Below are 14,983 nucleotides of genomic sequence, written 5' to 3'. Positions count from 1 at the left end.
CTATATGCTCGACACCAATATCGTCTCCGATCTGCTGCGACATCCTGACGGCAGCGCGGCAAAGCGCATTGCCGAGGTCGGCCCGGATGCGATCTGCGTGAGCATCATCACAGCCGCAGAGCTGCGATATGGGTGCGCCAGGAAAGGGTCTGCGAAACTCCTGGCGCATGTCGAAGCGATACTGGAAAGCGTGCAGGTTCTGGCGCTCGATGTGCCTGCTGACGCAGAGTATGGCGGCATTCGTGCCGAGCTTGAGGCCGCTGGTAAGCCCATTGGTCCGAACGATCTGTTGATCGCAGCTCATGCCTACGCCGCAGGCGCAATCCTTGTGACTGACAACACGGGCGAGTTTTCCCGCGTTCGCGGCCTGCGGGTTGAAAACTGGATCAGGTAGACAATGAGCTTGGGATTCGACCCATCAATACTGAAAAAAGCTCCCGATGCGTCAGCTTTGGGAGCTTTTTTCCATGTCGGCCGACAGCTTAAGAGAACTCGTGGCGCAGCCAGTCGCCCAGAGGCGCTTTGGCCTCGTAGAGCCTCTGGTGAACGATTTGCCAGACGCGATACCGGAAGATGATGGCGTTGGTCAGGATCATCGCCGCAATCAGCATGGCCCCGATCAGGGTGAACAGATAGCCGGTCATGAAGTAGTAGAGGAATCCGAAGCCTGCTGCGCAAGCTGCCGCGATCAGGAAGCGGCGCTCCCCAATGCGCAGGCTGTCGATGGTCGCGGTGACGGCTTCGAGCTTCATCTCGATATTTTCTATATAGTCGCAGTTGTTGCAGCCGAGCACATAGGTCGTGTCACCGCCCTCGTGGTTGACGGCCTCAAGCAGGGACACGCTGCGTGGTGTCTGACAGGCCGGACAGGTGCTTGATCTCCGCTTCTTCAGGGCCGAAAGAGCGAAGCTGAAGCTGCTGCCCGCGTCGTTCCAGGACATCCTTTCTTTCGGGATACGCCTGCGCGGATCGAGATCCTTCAGCTTCCGCCACGGGAACAAGACACCAGCGATGGCAGCTCTTCTCGACTTTCTGGGTCGGTCATCATCCTCGGCCATCAGGGAATCCTTATTGCAGCTCGATGTGGACCTGGTTGGGCGTGACCTCGGCCGGAAGCCCACCGGCTGCGACCAGGCCCGCGAGGATGTCGCGAATCCCGCCAAGCGACGAGAACATCGACGCGGGACGGCGGGTTTCCTCTTCATCATCCCCGACACGGGTGCTGAGGGTCATTCCGGCTATGTCCAGCGTGAGACGGTGTTTCGGGAGGCTATGCCCGAGGTCGATCTCGGCCACGGCCGAGAATGTGTCGTCTTGGCGAAGACCGGCATCAACGGCTTCGACTAGCTCCGCGAGATAGTCGGGGAGAGGGCGCTCGAAGCCGTAGCCCTGGCGGTAGCCGTATTCACCGCGATAGGTGCTGGCCGCTTTTTTCATGGCACTCATGGCTTTTTCCTTTCTGTCTATCTAAATACATACTATCTTTCGATGGATTATTCCAGAACTCTCCGCAGGAGACCATGTTGAAACTGACCGCAAGACACATCGCCTTCGCTGCCCTTCTCGGTGTGTTGTCGCAGCCTGCATTCGCCCAGGTGAACGCGCCGGAGAAGACTACTCTAGATCTCGACGGGAAGCTGCCCCCCGAACAACTGCAAGAGTGGGAGGGCGGCAAACGTGTGCTCTTCTGGTCGGTGCCGGATGGGGCCTGGATCGAAATCTTCCGAGCCGGAAATGTGACCGGACTGGTTGAAGATAACCGTTCCTTTTTCAAACGCATCGTGGCGGACGGGCGGCAATGGCAATGGCGCAACGAGGGGTTCGTCCCCCTGGTTGCGGAGGTCGCGGTCGCGGCCGGGCCGACGAACGACGATGACTTTGATGCCGCTGTGTCGATTTTCGAGGCTGACCTTGCCGAGAAGCCCAGCAACGGCGCCGGGAACATGACATTCCTGCACCGCACTGAGAAGGGTGAAATCGTCAAGGCCGTGCAACTGGCGACGACCACCATCTGCGCCGCAGGCGGTTCGGAATGTCCCTTGGTGGTCCTGCGGCCAGGCCGCGATCCACAAGCCTACTTCTTCAGCCTCGACAGTGCATGGGGCTTCTTCGAGGCGGGTGGCAAGCTCCAACTGGAATACCAACGGCCCAAGGCTGTGGTCCAGGTCGATATGGCCACCGGCAACGAAACCGAACTGGAGATGATCGAGCCGAAGGCGGCGCAATCTCCCCCCAACCACCCTCGGCATGTGGAGTAGAAGATGCGCCGCACTCTGTCCGTTCTTGCCCTTTCCCTCACGCTCTCCATGGCAGCTCTGCCTGGAAGCGCTCAATCCATTTCGGGGGGCTTCGATTTTGCAGCTTACCGCACAGCGGTGATGGGGCCGGAATCGGGGCGGCGATACCATATCCTGAACGAAGTCACCGGCAAGGCCGCAGGCGCTTATCAGTTCATGCCGCAGACGCTGGCCGATCTGGGTTATGTCGCCAGTCCGAACGGCACCTGGGAATGGGACAGCGTGGTCTTCACGGCCAAATCCCAGGGAATGGGGGTCAGCACCATCGAGGACTTCCTTACGACCGAAGCTGGGCGCAGGCTTCAGGACCAGGCGTTTGACGAGTTCACGGTGAAGAACTGGCGTAGCTTGAGCGCTACGACGAAAGGCTATGTGGGGAAGGCAGTCAACGGCGTTCTGGTGACGGAAGGCGGCTTGCTGTCTGGCGCACACTTCCTTGGCGCTGGCGGCATGAACAATTTCGTCCGGTCAGGCTTTACCGGCGAGAACCTAAGCAACCTCGACACCATTCTGCGACAGAACTTCCCGTCAGAACAGACGCTGGAGCGGCTTGATGTCTATGTCATGGGCCGGATCGCGAGTGGCGCTGCCGCTCATGGGGGCATCGCTGGGGCATCGGGTTATGGTGGTAGCGCCACGACCGAGGCGGGCGGCAACTACACGACCGAGCAAGTTGCGGAGGCGGCATCGGCCGAGGCCGCGACGGTTTCCGGCGTCTGCCTTTCACGGCTCATGTCCACGTCCGGCCAGCGTGTGTCGTCGCCCTACGGTGTGGATAGGACCGGCCGCGCCTCGAAAGGCTGGCATCAGGGTCTCGACCTGGTGAACAGTGTGGGGCGCGGCGACCCGATCTATGCTGGGGTGAATGGCAGAGTCATCACGGCAGGATCAGGGAGCGGCGGAAACCGCGTCGTCATCGAGACGAGCGACGGATCTCAACGGTTCATTTTCATGCACCTGGACTCGGTTCACCGCGATGTGCGAGGGACCGGGGCGACGGTTACGCCGGATACGCAGATCGGCACCATGGGGGACACCGGCTCGCCTGGCGCTGTCCACCTTCACTTGGGCACGGTGATCCAGGGCGAAAAGCTCCAAAGTGCGGGTATGGAGTCGCGCATCTGGGAATCCCCGCAGGGATGGACCGGATCGAAGGAACGCGCGCCGCTCACTGCCGATCAGGTGGCATCGGCTCTGCCGACCAGCTTCTATTTCATCAACCCCGAACCGTTCCTGCCAAACAGGGTCAACTTCCCGGCCGAGCTGGCGGCGGCATATGCCAGTCAAGGGATTTCGCGGCCTGATGGGCTGACTCTGCCAAATAACTGTGCGGTGGGCGATCTGGCCAGCCAGCCGATGGCGAGCAGCGGAGGGGGAGTATCGGCCGCGGAACTCGGGTCCGACCCAATCGGCCATCTGGCGGATGTCGGTTATGCAGCCGATATGGCCATGGGCGAGTTCCGGGATGCCGTGCTCGATCTGACAAAAATTGCGGCCGACGATTTCACGCGCTCGCATCTTTACGCCTCGGATCGCAAGCGACCGATGGCGGCATGGGCGACACTGGTGTCAGAGACCACAGGAGGACAAACCAGATGAAGACGGCAAAAGCGAAAGCGGCAACAGGGATTCTGTTGCCAACCATGGGTATCGTGTCGGCGTCCATGCTGGCGCTGGCGGCATTGCTTGCGATGCTGCCCGGCTTGGGCTTGGCACAGGAGCCTGCCGAAGACTATCCGCAGGGCTGGGAATGGAACAGCGTATCGACGCAGGATTGGCCGAGCTGTGACCAGAAGTGTCTGCTCGACACCATCAATGCGGCCCGCACGGTCGTCATGTTCCACACCAAGGGGGAACTTCGCCAGGACGAAGCGGAGGCGCTGGTTGGTGCCATCCGCCGTGGTGCTCGCGTCGAGATCTATGTCGGCAAGACGAACAATCTCTCCGACGAGGTGATCTGGATGGCTGACGACATCTACCAGAAATGGGCTGCGACAGCCGATGATACCGAGACTCGGATGATCGGCATGGGCGGTTGCGTCATGGGGAAATCGGACCACCCGTCCTTCGTTGTGGCCGATCCCTTCGCCTGGGGTGCGAACGAGGCCCCGGCTCTGGTGGTGAACGGCAAGAAAACGGACAAGCGCGACGTTGCGGCAGCTGCGTCGGTGGTGGTTGAGACAGAGGACTTCATTCAATGCAAGCTAAAAAGTTGATCGCTGCTGTCGCCTTCGGAAGCATGATTTTCGGGGGCGCAGTCCATGCACAGGGGCCGGAGTTGAAGCCGGTCGATCCGCAAGCTGTGGACGTGGACGAGTATGTGCCGAACCAGTATCTCGATCCCAACCTGCTCGCAATCCAGGTTAGACGGGCAGAGGATCGCATTCTCGCTCTCGAACAGACCAATGAACGCCTCATCAAGGGCTATAATGATCTGGCGGCGAAATATAACGCGCTGCGCGAGTATCTGGATGCTGGCGCAGGGCAGCAGCGGTAATCGGGGGCGGTGACATGGAGATCCCGAGCCTCGATACCGCGCTGGTCCAGCTGACCAATGTTTTTCCCTACTATATTGAGTTCATCCTGGCGGTAATGGCCTTGGGCGGCTTGCTCTCTGTCGCATCCGGCCTGATTATGGCCTATCACCAGGTCAGCGCTGGAAGCAGAGGTCAGACCTTTGGCGAGGGCACACCTACGCCATGGAAAGCACTGATGCTGATCGTCTTGGGCGGTGCGATGTCGGTGCCGCTCGTGATTATGTGGGACGCGGCGGGAACCTTCGTTCTGGGCGGGACGGAGACCTATAATATCCTATCCTACCTGCCGCCTCCAAACACCAGCCCATGGTGTGATCGTGTAAAGGCCGCGATCATTCTGTTCTTCATGTCTATGGGCATCACGGGGGTTGGCTGGGCGACGGTCCTGGTCAGGCAACGCATCCTGCATGAGCGGCAGGGTGGCACCGGAAGAGCCATCGTCTTTTTCCTCGGGGGATTGACGTGCTTCTTCATCCTGGATGCAGCCGAGCTGGTATCGAACAGCATCGGCCTCAACATCTCCCTCGACAACGTGTGCGCCATCATGGGGACCGGCGATGAACCGTAAGCTCCGGGTCATATTGATCGCCGGCGTAATCGCCGCTGGCGCGGCCGCGAAGGCACCGGCAGCGCCGGACTCGGCATTTACTGTAGAGACATCGGGCCAGGCCGAGGGACGGATTGCCTCGCAGGCCGAGCGCGGGGCCGCTGAGCGCCGTGCCGTGGACCTAGTGGCGTCTATGGGCGCTGATGCGCTCAGGGCGCTCCAGCAGCGGCCCCAGGGCCGCGTTGACGCCATAGCGGCGCTGGTCGAGCGTTACGTCGATCTGGGCTTTGTGCTGCGCTCCAGCTTGCCGCGTGATCTTCTCTCCGTGCTCGATGACCGCGAGAGGGTGGCGGTTGCACGGGCCTATCAGGCGTTCGCGGCCGAGGACTATGCGCGAGCCTTCGACAGCTACAAGGGCGAGCAGATCGACGTTGTAAGCGTGACCACCATAGGCCCCGGCGTTGTCCGCGTCAGCACCCGGCTGCGCAGCCCGGAGATCGAGGGCGGGCTATCGATAGATTGGATCGTGGCAGGGCTGGACACGCGCCGCGCAGGGCTTCGCGACCTCATCATCGAGGGAACCTCAACCCTTGCCGGTCAGCAGCAGCTGATTGCTGCACTCTGGAATGATGTAGGAAAGGACAAAGCCGCTTTCCTCAAGCGAATTGCGTCACCTGATCCATGGGGGGATGGCGAATGAAAAGGGTCGTTCACCGGATGCACTGGTGGTTCTTCGTGGATAAACTCGTCCCCTGGCTGTTCGCAGCTGGCGCATTCCTGATGCTGCTGGCTTTCAGCGGGATGGTGCCTGACAGGTTCCCACTATCGCGGCTTTCAGTGCCGCAAGATCTCTACGGGCGAGTGCGCTGGTATTTCGGTGCAGCCATCGCCGCAGGAGCTGTGATCTCGATGCTGATCGCAGTTGTGCAGTGGACCTGCACGACTCTGACGATAGAGGGCGGCTATGTGGTCTATGCGAAGGGCATATTGAGCCGCACCGTGGCGAAGGTGCCGGTTCAGGAAATCGCCAGCATCGATCTGACCCAGACGATTTTTCAGCGCATCCTGAATACCGGCAACCTGGTGATCGACATGCGTGGCGCGTCACTGCTGCGGATGAACTTGCTCGATGATCCTGTCGGGATACAAAACACGGTCCTCGAAATGCGCCAGGGAGGTCGAGAGGATCTGCGCTGACCCTGGCGCTCCAGTTAAGGCGCTTCTCCCTTGCAATGGGGATGCTCGATTGATTCTATGATCTCACAAGAAGCGCATGGGGGAACGATGAACATCGAAGAACTTGACCTGAAGCAGCTGAAGGAATTGCGGTCGAAGGTGGATAGGTCGATTGCCACCTTCGAAGACAGGCGGCGGCGCGAAGCGCTCGAAGCGGTCAAGAGGGCGGCACAGGAGCATGGCTTCGCGCTGAATCAGCTGATCGAGGACGCTGGCCGCTCGCGTCAGCCGGTTGCCCCGAAATATGCCAACCCGGACGATCAAAGCATGACCTGGAGCGGCCGGGGCCGAAAGCCACGATGGGTTGAAGATCTACTCGCGGCGGGCAAGAGCCTGAATGACCTGACGATATAAAAAGGGCCGCGAGAGCGGCCCTTTCCTATCCAGGGTGTCTGTTCAGTTGGCAGGCTCTCGGCACCGTGTCGCCTCTCATCTTCCCCTCTCATTGCGGCTCGGCCGCGCCTTATCTGGACTGATGGCTGCGGATCACTGACATGACCTCTGCTGGTGTCCCCGCCTGGGCCATGTCGCGGCGGATCGCCTCTTCACGGGCGCGCTGGCTGCGCATCGAACGGATCTCGGCTTCCATCTCACCACGCTCGGCCGCATCGCCTAGTCGCTTCATGCCGTTGCGGATCACCCCGGTAAGGGACCGCTTGCAGCTCTCCCAGGCGACGGCCTCTGCGGCGGCGGGATACATCGCCTTGATGTGATGCGCGACCTCGGCCGCGATTGCGCGCGCCGCCATGTCCACGGCGTCGTCAGGCAAAGGTTTCACAGGCAGATTCGGCATGGTTGCGCTCCTTTCGCGCCTTTTATGGATTTCTCACCGTCCGCGCCCGGCCTGCGATAGCGTCATTAGGACCGGGCCAAGCGCCGCGTAGGCGGGGCCTTGCTGTGGGAAGCCGTCGATAGCAGCGGTCAGATCATACATGGGAATAGCGTCACATAGCTCTTTCAGAGCTGCAAACGCTTCTGCCCCGAACTCGCCTTGCGCGGCTCTTCGAACCAAAGAATCGAAATCCGCACATGTTTCAGGGATAGGGATGGCGGAAGTAGCGGCATCTAAGCACTGGAGCCACGCGACTTCGAGGCTTGATGCACGTCCAGCCCAAAACGCCCCGCTCATACTCTTACCCTCCCTTCGTTGATTTGTTCAGCAACCAGATCACAGAAGTCTGGCCATGGGAGGCATGGGTTTGCGCGATCAAGGCTGCGCATGGTTTCGAGCTTTGCTGCATCCCTGAACAGGTCGCCGCCAACGCGAGCGGAGAGCGCGTTCCACTGGTGGATGGTGGGTGCCGTATCGGCTATCATGGCTGCGCTCCTTTCGCGCCGTTGTTGGAGGTTGTCAGTCGAAGAGCGGCAGACCCGCCGCCCGGCTTGCCTTGGCCTTCTTCGTCATTGGCTCATACCCGAATGGGATCAGATAATCGCGCCGTGCAGCTTGCCAGGATTTTTCGGCATGGGCTGTCTGCCGCGTCCAGGTAGGCCGTGCCCTCGCAAGGGCGGCCTTTCGGTCCTTCAGCGGGTAGTCGGCAGGCAACGCGCTCATAGCATCAGCGATCACTGCTGCACATCTCTGTCGCTCTGTAACCTTCACTCTTGCCTCCATTCGCGCCCTTATTGGACTGCATCACTGGCTCGTGCTGTGGGCAGCGGCACATGGTCAGCTTCGTCCATACGCTCCATGTAAACTCCGCACTCCAAGCAGTGAGCGGCAACGAAATCGCGCCAATCCTCTTGGACATTGCCGAGTTGATCGGTGCAAGTCGTCAGCGAATGCTTGGTTTGTCGGCAGAACTCCACGATAGCCTCCTTTTGTTCGGCCTTGCAGTCGGGCAAGCACTCGTCACGGAACCGCTCAAGAGAGCGGATTGTGCTACCTACCTGCCTGTAAGAGCTTATCGCAGCGTCAATCCACGGGCTTTCCTCGGGCGGCGGCGTCATAAGGCGACCGATCACAGCGCCAAGCGCAGCCCCGCCAAAAGCGAAGCAGATGCCCGAGACGGCAGGACTCATGTCTGCAACCGCCCAACCGATGCCGAGGAACGCAGTCCCAACGCCGCCCGAAAAAATATCAAATCGGCCTAGCTTCAATGGTCACTTCCCGCGTTATTTGGAACCACTGGCGGTCTTGTCGCCCAGATGCCGGTAGAGCGTTCTGACGCTCACGCCGACCTCTTCGGAGACTTCTGCCGCAGACATTCTCGGATCTGCCCATAGGCTACGCGCCTTCGCGAGAAGAGCGCCTTTGAGCTTGGCAGGCTGACCTCCGATCATGCCGCTTTCCACTCGCGCCCTGCGCATTTTGGCCGCGACTTCCTTGCGGCCCTGTGCCTCTGCGCGGCTCGCGAACTCCAAGACCGGCAAGGCGTCGGGGTGCCAAGACACCAATTGGGACTGCTCGACATCAAATACGCTGGCTCCGCGCCGCCCGATCTCCGCCAGCGCTTCCAGAACATCGACAGCGGAAGTCCCGAGCCTGGCCGCACTCGCAACCACTAGCTCGTCACCCGGCTCCAGGCTGATGATCGCATGGCGGCGGTTCGGCAGTGCTTCAGCCGGCCTGCCTCGCGGGATCACGTCCACATAGACAGGGCCGAAGTCTGTGAAGTTGTCGATACCAGCAGATGCGAGCGCGTCCTGTTGCTCCTTCAGGCTTGGCCCTGCCTTCGAAAGCCGGATGTATCCTCGACGCATTCCCGAAATCCTGATCGTGTCATTACTTTTGTGTTTGACACAATGGCAGATGTTGTGTCACAAGTCAATTAGAAGTTGCTGAAATTCAGATGCACAACCAATAACCCCGGAGGCTCACATGATCGTCCAGATCGACACTGAGATTGTTACCGACGGCAGGGAAGCCGCCGAGGCGCTGGGAGCTGTCCTGGTCAAAGTGGGTGCCGATATGTCGGTGGTGCGTAAGTGCGGACGCTGGACGGTGTGCGCCCGCTATGCGGCGGAAGACGCAGCCCAGGTCGGACACGCCGTTGCGCTTCATGCCGATCCTTCCAACTAACCACGCCTCCAGAAGGAAAAAGACATGAAACAAGAAACAGGCCCCAGCACCCGGTACTACGTCTTCGGGGCGATCATAGCTACTGGCGTGGCCTTGGGCGTGTACACCCACTTCTCGTCCACGGTGCCCGAGCTCAAGGAGGCGATCCAGGCTTGCGTTGATGCGGGCGGGCAATGGGTGAGCGGCGACTGCTACACGCCTTCCAACTAACCCCGCCCCGGATCGGCTTAATCCCCGGAGGACCGATGACAGAGAACGATCTGACCAAAAGCCTTGAAGCTGAAGTGTTGCGTCAAGGCATGATTGCAATTCGAAAGCTTCTTTGGGAAGGCAGGTCCGATGCGGCATGTGAGGTGGCGGACGCTCTGCACAACTTCACTCAAGTGCATGACAGTGCCCTTTCAAGGGACGGGACGATAGCCGCGCTCGACCAACTGGCGTCATCGCATCCCGATGTTCCGCGCAGCATGACACTCGCCTTTCAATGGCGCGAAATCCAGCGCTTCGTTTCTTCCAAATAACGCCCGTCAGCTTTCGCCACCTTAAGCGCGCGGATGTGCAGCTTGAAGCTGACGCGCTGATTCCCGGACGCGGGCAGATGAAAACCGGAGACGTGGTTCGCGTTCCCAGGACCGCGCTCACCGAAACCGACTGATCCAACTAACCCCTGCCGCCGTGCGCGGCACAGGACCAACACCAGTCCCGCAATAGGAGAACGCGGATGAACAACTCTTTCCTTGATCCCGAACTGGTTGAACTGGTTGGCAGCTTTGGGATGCTTCTTACGCTTCCCTGTGCCGTCCTCTGTATGGTTGTCGGCCGGCGCATGTATTCGAACGGGGACCACGCCTTGGGAAAATTCTATATCGGCTTCGCCATCGTGGTCGTCGCTCTGTTCTTACCCGTGATCATTCTAGACAGATCCAACTAAGCCGCCGTGCTCGCCGCACGACCAACTCCGGGAACTCCCGGCAGGAGGCCGACATGCCGAAGAGGCAAGGTCGGGAGCAGGTAAGGCGCGATCTGTCCCTGCTTCTCGGAGTGACCCCGGAAGGCCGCACTGATCGGATTGAACAGCGCTTGGCCAACGTCGAAGAAGCCACCAACAACTACTGACCACAACGCTTAATGCCCGGAGACCGGAAATGAGGACGAAACAAGACAAAGACTCGGCCCATGCCGACCGCAGAATGGACTTTAAGGAGGCGGCGTGGGTTTTGGCCGTAGGGGTAGCCACCCTCGCCGCGATAGTCGCGGGGATAGTCGCTCTTGCAGCGCTCGTGACTGCATGTGTGTGGACGGTTGGCAAAATCCGACTGCATCTTTTCGGCGTGGAAAGCGGGTTGTGCGAGCTTTACGATACCTGCGCTGCGACCCCGCTTGAATTGGGGGTTCAGCCCTTTTTCGCGATCCTCATCGTCCTGATGGTGTCATTCTTCCTCGGAGCCTGGATGACAGGAAAGTTGGGCTGATGCCCTCTCTCGAACGCCTCCTGATCCCCGAGGCGCATGTCATTGTTCGCCCAGGCCGCGTGGACACGGAGTTGATCGGCCAGCTTCAGCTTCGGTTTGCCGATCAGGGTGGCGTTGTGTTCGACCTGGTTCAGGACGGGGGCAAGCCAAGCGAGTAGTTGACTTGCGGCCTCGGGAGCGCTGGCCAGCTGTTTCGGAAGTTCAAGAATGGTATCGCCTTCCGTGTCCTGGACCGCGAAGTGGTCGCCGGACTCCAAAACACAGGTTGCAATTGACTCGTGACACAACCTATGACAGATTGCCAGTGCAAAAGATAATGTCACACCTTTGGGACATGGGAATGAAGCGCGGATACATCCGACTGTCGAAAGCTGGGCCATCGCTCGAAGATCAACAGAAGGCCCTCGAAAGGGTTGGCATTAATGACTTTTCGGAAGGTGTCTCGGTCTTTGTCGATCCGCCTCTCAAGCGGGGCGATCCACCGACCTGGCTGGGTCGCAATAATGCGGTCCAGAGCCTTCGTCCGGGCGACGAACTGGTGGTCTCCAGTGCATCCAGGCTTGGCACTACCATGAGCGATGTTCTTGCCGTTCTGCGGGCTGTGGGAGAGCGGCAGGCATCGATTCTCGTTGCCGACAGTGGGCATAAGGTCGCTTGGCACCCAGACGCTCTGGCGGCTGTAGAATTTGCCCAAGGTGCCGAACTGGAAAACCGCAGGGAAGTCGCGGCAGCCGCGCGGGCGGCGCAAGCCGCAACAGGCCGTGTTGGTGGAGCGCCGAAGCAGCTGCGCGGCGAAGCACTGGAAAAGGCGAAGCGGCTCTGGGCCGATCAGTCGCTATCCGCTGCCGAAGTGGCCGAACGTGTTGGCGTGACCACAAGGACGCTCTATCGGCGTTTAGGTGAGAGGGGGATGACGTGATCCAAGGGGAGCCGGAAAAATGGCTGAAAATCGAGTGAAGTGGCTCGATGCGCCCTCTGATAGAACAGGGGTCGAGATCGACATCCTCCCAAGCGGATTTGATACGCGGAAGTCCGGCTGCGCGCATTGTGGCGGCACCTTGGATTTTTACTGGACATGCGGTCGCTGTGGTGCCGAGCACTTCCCTGCCGTGCAGCGGCTTATTTCCCAGAAAAGGAGAGAGTAATGAAAAGTATAAAGCCCGAGATATTTGTGAAGGACGGGATGGAAATCCGAGTTTTCAACTCTGAAGGCGAGTCAGATCACGATCTTCGCTATGATCGGGATGATTGTAGCCTGCTGCCGCCGAAAGAATCTGAGAGCGGCGTTTGGGAGATGTGGTGCTCCGACGAGAAGCGGCTTGAATTGAGGGGCGCGGGCATTTCTGAAATTACTGAACCGGACCATATTTGGCTTATTGTATCGGCATCATCCATTGGGTTCCAAGCAGGCTACCAGGACGGAAAGAGCATCATGAAGATTGCCTTCCGAAAGTCGCTCGATGCCCTGACGGGCCGTTCCGCTGATCATGGCCTTATGAGCATGGTTTTGGACGACTGGTCCGATGATGATGAAGGGGCAATTCGCGATCTGCGCGGATCTGGGGCGGCAGTGCAATGAAAAAGCCGAAAATTCACTTTGTGAAAGATCACGACCTTGCGTCCCTGCCCAGCTATGAAACGCCGGAAGCCGCAGGGGCAGACGTGCGATCGGTTGAGACTGTTACGATACATCCTGGCGCGCGCGCACTGGTATCGACCGGGCTGAAATGTGTCGTTGAAGAGGGCTGGGAGATCCAAGTGCGGCCCCGAAGCGGTCTAGCCTTCAAGCAAGGCGTGACGGTTTTGAACGGCCCAGGGACCATCGATAGCGACTACGCCGGAATTTTGGGGGTGCTGCTCGTCAACCATGGGGATGCGCCCTTCGAGGTCAAGGCTGGGGACCGCATAGCGCAGATCGTGGTAGCGCCGGTGACGCAAGGCGAGTTCGGATGGGCCGACGAGATACGCGAAACATCGCGTGGGGCGGGCGGGTTCGGCAGCACAGGGGTTAGCTAACCTGCACGAGGTCGAGGCGATGCGCTCCACGCCGCAACGAGAGGGGAAGATCATGACGAGGATGGCACCACGCGACCGCTACAGCTACATGCCGGATGCCCTGTTCCGCTGCTCCGAGGGCTGCGGGACATTTCGGCGCGACCGATGCGCGGCTCATGGCGGGCCGCTTGTCTGCCCCCTATGCCGATATATCGGAACGCTCACATTCACCGGCAGGCGCGAAAGCGACAAGGCCGAAAAAGGTGCGGCAGAATGCTCTATAGGATAGACCCCGAGGCAATGCAGGCCGCTCGTGATCGCGGCGAAGCCGACCACAAAACCGGAAAGCGACAAAGCGACAATCCTTACGACCTGGACAAGGAGACGACGCTCTATCTTTGCTGGGATGATGGCTGGGTGACATCCAAAGAAATTGCAAATGAGTGCGGAGGAATGACCAAACAACTTACACCTGAACAAGCGCGGATCGCTGAGCTGTTCGGCACGATAGATGTCCTTGAAGCGCTGCTTGTCGGCGTGCTCGCGAAGTCTGCGCGCGAAGGCTCCCTCGATGACACGGCGCTGAAACAACAGATCGCGGCCTTCATCGAAGACAGTCACGAGCCTCAAGAGAATGAGTGGGGAGAGCGTGCAGCGAGCGCGCAACGTGCCACAGCGATACGTATTGGTGGGATGATCGGCATTGGCCAGATTGTCACCAGGGCCGTAAAGCGATCAACGCAAGGCGAAGCCTGACACTTCCAAATAAAGCGGGGGTCAAATGAGCGTGAGGACACGAGGCACATTGTCCGTTGGAGCTAATCGCATTGGCGTTAATGATGGTCTTGCAGGGCGAGTGGCTCATAGTATTTTTGAAGAGGCGCTTAAAAGACGTGCGCTCTGCAACAGCGCGACACCCCGCATGGTTAAGTATCGGAGCAGCGGATTTCTAAAATCAGAGAGCGTTCGAAAGAAATTCGCTGCCGAGCGTTTGAGTGCATACCGTCCAATTGTATTAGATGCTCTAGGTTTCGATAGATATAGAAGACTGGATTTGTTGGTTCTCAACTTCTTGGAAGATGTCGGGGGCACAGGTAAAAAAAAGCTTTGCGTTGCGACTCTATCTTGCCAATTGGCTGAGATTGAAAACTTTGGTCAATTTGAGAACACGATGCTGTGGTGTAACGTGACTAAACATGCAGTGCGGAGGCTTGTTCAAAGAAATAAGGCTAGATCGGTTGGAGACCTAATGCCAATTTTGAAAATGGCAACTGGTTGGATTGCCATTGCCAACCTGATGCAGCACCAAGGATCTTTTGTGGTTCCCGTTGAAGATGGCTTATTCTGCTGTGGGATGGATGGGGAAGTTCAAGATGCTGACACAAAAAAAATTAAGGCACGGTTAGGAAGTATCAGAACCTTTATAGGTCTAGATCAGATGCGACCTGATACACTAAATTCATGGCAGAAGATGGTAAATTTTGGTGGTCTAAAAAGCACCCCACGCGCCTTAGCGTTGGTTAAGGAAAGCACCTGGCTCAACTCTGACATCGTAGACAGCAATACGCGACGACTATTCAAGGTCATGGGCTACGAAGGCCAAAAATGGGACGTGCGATTCAATCGCTGGAAAACAGAAAGTAATCTGGCTTCGCCATACTCATCAAACTAGACTCGCCGCTTCGGCCATTTCGGGAGGGATAATCAGGGTGGTCGGATCAAAGGCTGCCCAGGCGGTTTCGGCGTCTTTGATGGTTCCTGCCCTATGCTACTTTTCGCCCTCGCTTTGCTATTCTGGTCTCTTTCAGGTCGATCAGTTCGATATAGCGCTCCTGGATCGAGGTGGGATCGAGGTAATGGGCCTTGAACCCGTTTAG

At 58.9% G+C, this 14,983-nt stretch carries 25 protein-coding genes; 19 read left to right on the top strand and 6 right to left on the bottom strand.

Going from position 1 to position 14,983, the window contains the following annotated elements; all coding sequences use genetic code 11:
- Window positions 1-4 precede the first annotated feature (4 nt).
- Window positions 5-394, top strand: a complete 390-nt coding sequence (locus NBE95_RS20325) for a type II toxin-antitoxin system VapC family toxin (protein ID WP_036747427.1) — start codon at window positions 5-7, stop codon at window positions 392-394.
- Between the two features lie 88 nt (window positions 395-482).
- Here the strand turns inward: NBE95_RS20325 and NBE95_RS20320 are convergent, their stop codons facing one another.
- Together NBE95_RS20320 and NBE95_RS20315 are read right to left on the bottom strand one after the other, a co-directional pair.
- Window positions 483-1,058 (bottom strand): hypothetical protein, encoded by a 576-nt coding sequence (locus NBE95_RS20320; RefSeq protein ID WP_289896672.1) that lies wholly within the window; start codon window positions 1,056-1,058, stop codon window positions 483-485.
- A gap of 10 nt (window positions 1,059-1,068) precedes the next feature.
- Entirely contained in the window at window positions 1,069-1,446 is a 378-nt protein-coding gene (locus tag NBE95_RS20315) for a hypothetical protein (RefSeq protein WP_289896671.1), read from the bottom strand.
- Window positions 1,447-1,520: 74 nt separating this feature from the next.
- Here NBE95_RS20315 and NBE95_RS20310 point away from each other — a divergent pair, with 74 nt between their 5' ends.
- The 8 genes from NBE95_RS20310 to NBE95_RS20275 all read left to right on the top strand — a co-directional run bounded on the left by NBE95_RS20310 (window position 1,521) and on the right by NBE95_RS20275 (window position 6,971).
- Complete coding sequence (locus NBE95_RS20310; protein WP_289896670.1) at window positions 1,521-2,258, top strand: hypothetical protein; 738 nt, start codon at window positions 1,521-1,523, stop codon at window positions 2,256-2,258.
- Between the two features lie 3 nt (window positions 2,259-2,261).
- Window positions 2,262-3,896 (top strand): M23 family metallopeptidase, encoded by a 1,635-nt coding sequence (locus NBE95_RS20305; protein WP_289896669.1) that lies wholly within the window; start codon window positions 2,262-2,264, stop codon window positions 3,894-3,896.
- Window positions 3,893-4,513 (top strand): hypothetical protein, encoded by a 621-nt coding sequence (locus NBE95_RS20300; RefSeq protein ID WP_289896668.1) that lies wholly within the window; start codon window positions 3,893-3,895, stop codon window positions 4,511-4,513. The genes NBE95_RS20305 and NBE95_RS20300 overlap by 4 nt, the downstream gene beginning before the upstream one ends.
- On the top strand, window positions 4,495-4,794 hold the full coding sequence (locus NBE95_RS20295) for a hypothetical protein (protein WP_289896667.1): 300 nt from the start codon (window positions 4,495-4,497) through the stop codon (window positions 4,792-4,794). Before NBE95_RS20300 ends, NBE95_RS20295 begins: the two co-directional genes overlap by 19 nt.
- A gap of 14 nt (window positions 4,795-4,808) precedes the next feature.
- Entirely contained in the window at window positions 4,809-5,402 is a 594-nt protein-coding gene (locus NBE95_RS20290) for a hypothetical protein (protein WP_289896666.1), read from the top strand.
- A complete protein-coding gene (locus tag NBE95_RS20285) occupies window positions 5,392-6,081 on the top strand; it encodes an ABC transporter substrate-binding protein (RefSeq protein WP_289896665.1) in 690 nt (229 codons plus the stop codon). Before NBE95_RS20290 ends, NBE95_RS20285 begins: the two co-directional genes overlap by 11 nt.
- Window positions 6,078-6,578, top strand: a complete 501-nt coding sequence (locus NBE95_RS20280) for a PH domain-containing protein (protein ID WP_289896664.1) — start codon at window positions 6,078-6,080, stop codon at window positions 6,576-6,578. Before NBE95_RS20285 ends, NBE95_RS20280 begins: the two co-directional genes overlap by 4 nt.
- An 87-nt stretch (window positions 6,579-6,665) precedes the next feature.
- Entirely contained in the window at window positions 6,666-6,971 is a 306-nt protein-coding gene (locus tag NBE95_RS20275) for an H-NS histone family protein (RefSeq protein ID WP_289896663.1), read from the top strand.
- A gap of 109 nt (window positions 6,972-7,080) precedes the next feature.
- Here NBE95_RS20275 and NBE95_RS20270 read toward each other — a convergent pair whose 3' ends face one another.
- Entirely contained in the window at window positions 7,081-7,410 is a 330-nt protein-coding gene (locus tag NBE95_RS20270; protein ID WP_289896662.1) for a hypothetical protein, read from the bottom strand.
- 332 nt (window positions 7,411-7,742) lie between these two features.
- Window positions 7,743-7,934, bottom strand: a complete 192-nt coding sequence (locus NBE95_RS20265; RefSeq protein ID WP_289896661.1) for a hypothetical protein — start codon at window positions 7,932-7,934, stop codon at window positions 7,743-7,745.
- Window positions 7,935-8,282: 348 nt separating this feature from the next.
- Between NBE95_RS20265 and NBE95_RS20260 the strand changes: the two genes are divergently transcribed.
- The gene (locus NBE95_RS20260) at window positions 8,283-8,711 is read left to right on the top strand and encodes a hypothetical protein (protein WP_289896660.1); all 429 of its coding nucleotides are present in this window, start codon (window positions 8,283-8,285) and stop codon (window positions 8,709-8,711) included.
- Between the two features lie 21 nt (window positions 8,712-8,732).
- On the opposite strand, the gene NBE95_RS20255 is transcribed toward NBE95_RS20260, so the two are convergent.
- Window positions 8,733-9,320 carry a recombinase family protein gene (locus NBE95_RS20255; RefSeq protein ID WP_289896659.1) on the bottom strand — a complete coding sequence of 196 codons (588 nt, stop codon included), beginning with the start codon at window positions 9,318-9,320 and terminating at the stop codon, window positions 8,733-8,735.
- A 118-nt stretch (window positions 9,321-9,438) separates the two neighbouring features.
- Here NBE95_RS20255 and NBE95_RS20250 point away from each other — a divergent pair, with 118 nt between their 5' ends.
- The 4 genes from NBE95_RS20250 to NBE95_RS20235 all read left to right on the top strand — a co-directional run bounded on the left by NBE95_RS20250 (window position 9,439) and on the right by NBE95_RS20235 (window position 10,755).
- Window positions 9,439-9,639, top strand: coding sequence for a hypothetical protein (locus NBE95_RS20250; RefSeq protein ID WP_289896658.1), 201 nt, complete (start codon window positions 9,439-9,441; stop codon window positions 9,637-9,639).
- Window positions 9,640-9,663: 24 nt separating this feature from the next.
- Window positions 9,664-9,849, top strand: a complete 186-nt coding sequence (locus tag NBE95_RS20245; protein WP_289896657.1) for a hypothetical protein — start codon at window positions 9,664-9,666, stop codon at window positions 9,847-9,849.
- 35 nt (window positions 9,850-9,884) lie between these two features.
- Complete coding sequence (locus tag NBE95_RS20240; protein WP_289896656.1) at window positions 9,885-10,160, top strand: hypothetical protein; 276 nt, start codon at window positions 9,885-9,887, stop codon at window positions 10,158-10,160.
- Window positions 10,161-10,623: 463 nt separating this feature from the next.
- Window positions 10,624-10,755 (top strand): hypothetical protein, encoded by a 132-nt coding sequence (locus tag NBE95_RS20235; RefSeq protein ID WP_289896655.1) that lies wholly within the window; start codon window positions 10,624-10,626, stop codon window positions 10,753-10,755.
- Window positions 10,756-11,032: 277 nt separating this feature from the next.
- Here NBE95_RS20235 and NBE95_RS20230 read toward each other — a convergent pair whose 3' ends face one another.
- A complete protein-coding gene (locus tag NBE95_RS20230) occupies window positions 11,033-11,368 on the bottom strand; it encodes a hypothetical protein (RefSeq protein ID WP_289896654.1) in 336 nt (111 codons plus the stop codon).
- Window positions 11,369-11,451: 83 nt separating this feature from the next.
- Between NBE95_RS20230 and NBE95_RS20225 the strand changes: the two genes are divergently transcribed.
- The 5 genes from NBE95_RS20225 to NBE95_RS20205 all read left to right on the top strand — a co-directional run bounded on the left by NBE95_RS20225 (window position 11,452) and on the right by NBE95_RS20205 (window position 14,778).
- Entirely contained in the window at window positions 11,452-12,030 is a 579-nt protein-coding gene (locus NBE95_RS20225) for a recombinase family protein (protein WP_289896653.1), read from the top strand.
- Between the two features lie 225 nt (window positions 12,031-12,255).
- Complete coding sequence (locus NBE95_RS20220; protein WP_289896652.1) at window positions 12,256-12,690, top strand: hypothetical protein; 435 nt, start codon at window positions 12,256-12,258, stop codon at window positions 12,688-12,690.
- A complete protein-coding gene (gene dut, locus NBE95_RS20215) occupies window positions 12,687-13,127 on the top strand; it encodes a dUTP diphosphatase (RefSeq protein ID WP_289896651.1) in 441 nt (146 codons plus the stop codon). The genes NBE95_RS20220 and dut overlap by 4 nt, the downstream gene beginning before the upstream one ends.
- Window positions 13,128-13,379: 252 nt before the next feature.
- Entirely contained in the window at window positions 13,380-13,862 is a 483-nt protein-coding gene (locus tag NBE95_RS20210; RefSeq protein WP_289896650.1) for a hypothetical protein, read from the top strand.
- Window positions 13,863-13,887: 25 nt separating this feature from the next.
- A complete protein-coding gene (locus NBE95_RS20205; RefSeq protein ID WP_289896649.1) occupies window positions 13,888-14,778 on the top strand; it encodes a hypothetical protein in 891 nt (296 codons plus the stop codon).
- Window positions 14,779-14,983 lie beyond the last annotated feature (205 nt).

Origin of the sequence: Paracoccus sp. TOH (assembly GCF_030388245.1) — a bacterium.
Lineage (GTDB): Bacteria > Pseudomonadota > Alphaproteobacteria > Rhodobacterales > Rhodobacteraceae > Paracoccus > Paracoccus simplex.
This window is presented reverse-complemented; position numbering and strand designations above follow the sequence as displayed.

What these genes read in the sequence shown, in the direction of transcription:
- NBE95_RS20325 (WP_036747427.1), top strand. Translation starts at nt 5, where the DNA reads ATGCTCGACACCAATATCGTCTCCGATCTGCTGCGACATCCTGACGGC.
- NBE95_RS20205 (WP_289896649.1), top strand. Translation starts at nt 13,888, where the DNA reads ATGAGCGTGAGGACACGAGGCACATTGTCCGTTGGAGCTAATCGCATT.
- NBE95_RS20285 (WP_289896665.1), top strand. Translation starts at nt 5,392, where the DNA reads ATGAACCGTAAGCTCCGGGTCATATTGATCGCCGGCGTAATCGCCGCT.
- NBE95_RS20245 (WP_289896657.1), top strand. Translation starts at nt 9,664, where the DNA reads ATGAAACAAGAAACAGGCCCCAGCACCCGGTACTACGTCTTCGGGGCG.
- NBE95_RS20270 (WP_289896662.1), bottom strand. Translation starts at nt 7,410, where the DNA reads ATGCCGAATCTGCCTGTGAAACCTTTGCCTGACGACGCCGTGGACATG.
- NBE95_RS20260 (WP_289896660.1), top strand. Translation starts at nt 8,283, where the DNA reads ATGGTCAGCTTCGTCCATACGCTCCATGTAAACTCCGCACTCCAAGCA.
- NBE95_RS20275 (WP_289896663.1), top strand. Translation starts at nt 6,666, where the DNA reads ATGAACATCGAAGAACTTGACCTGAAGCAGCTGAAGGAATTGCGGTCG.
- NBE95_RS20295 (WP_289896667.1), top strand. Translation starts at nt 4,495, where the DNA reads ATGCAAGCTAAAAAGTTGATCGCTGCTGTCGCCTTCGGAAGCATGATT.
- NBE95_RS20300 (WP_289896668.1), top strand. Translation starts at nt 3,893, where the DNA reads ATGAAGACGGCAAAAGCGAAAGCGGCAACAGGGATTCTGTTGCCAACC.
- NBE95_RS20310 (WP_289896670.1), top strand. Translation starts at nt 1,521, where the DNA reads ATGTTGAAACTGACCGCAAGACACATCGCCTTCGCTGCCCTTCTCGGT.
- NBE95_RS20315 (WP_289896671.1), bottom strand. Translation starts at nt 1,446, where the DNA reads ATGAGTGCCATGAAAAAAGCGGCCAGCACCTATCGCGGTGAATACGGC.
- NBE95_RS20255 (WP_289896659.1), bottom strand. Translation starts at nt 9,320, where the DNA reads ATGCGTCGAGGATACATCCGGCTTTCGAAGGCAGGGCCAAGCCTGAAG.
- NBE95_RS20225 (WP_289896653.1), top strand. Translation starts at nt 11,452, where the DNA reads ATGAAGCGCGGATACATCCGACTGTCGAAAGCTGGGCCATCGCTCGAA.
- NBE95_RS20240 (WP_289896656.1), top strand. Translation starts at nt 9,885, where the DNA reads ATGACAGAGAACGATCTGACCAAAAGCCTTGAAGCTGAAGTGTTGCGT.
- dut (WP_289896651.1), top strand. Translation starts at nt 12,687, where the DNA reads ATGAAAAAGCCGAAAATTCACTTTGTGAAAGATCACGACCTTGCGTCC.
- NBE95_RS20265 (WP_289896661.1), bottom strand. Translation starts at nt 7,934, where the DNA reads ATGATAGCCGATACGGCACCCACCATCCACCAGTGGAACGCGCTCTCC.
- NBE95_RS20290 (WP_289896666.1), top strand. Translation starts at nt 4,809, where the DNA reads ATGGAGATCCCGAGCCTCGATACCGCGCTGGTCCAGCTGACCAATGTT.
- NBE95_RS20210 (WP_289896650.1), top strand. Translation starts at nt 13,380, where the DNA reads ATGCTCTATAGGATAGACCCCGAGGCAATGCAGGCCGCTCGTGATCGC.
- NBE95_RS20305 (WP_289896669.1), top strand. Translation starts at nt 2,262, where the DNA reads ATGCGCCGCACTCTGTCCGTTCTTGCCCTTTCCCTCACGCTCTCCATG.
- NBE95_RS20235 (WP_289896655.1), top strand. Translation starts at nt 10,624, where the DNA reads ATGCCGAAGAGGCAAGGTCGGGAGCAGGTAAGGCGCGATCTGTCCCTG.
- NBE95_RS20320 (WP_289896672.1), bottom strand. Translation starts at nt 1,058, where the DNA reads ATGGCCGAGGATGATGACCGACCCAGAAAGTCGAGAAGAGCTGCCATC.
- NBE95_RS20280 (WP_289896664.1), top strand. Translation starts at nt 6,078, where the DNA reads ATGAAAAGGGTCGTTCACCGGATGCACTGGTGGTTCTTCGTGGATAAA.
- NBE95_RS20250 (WP_289896658.1), top strand. Translation starts at nt 9,439, where the DNA reads ATGATCGTCCAGATCGACACTGAGATTGTTACCGACGGCAGGGAAGCC.
- NBE95_RS20220 (WP_289896652.1), top strand. Translation starts at nt 12,256, where the DNA reads ATGAAAAGTATAAAGCCCGAGATATTTGTGAAGGACGGGATGGAAATC.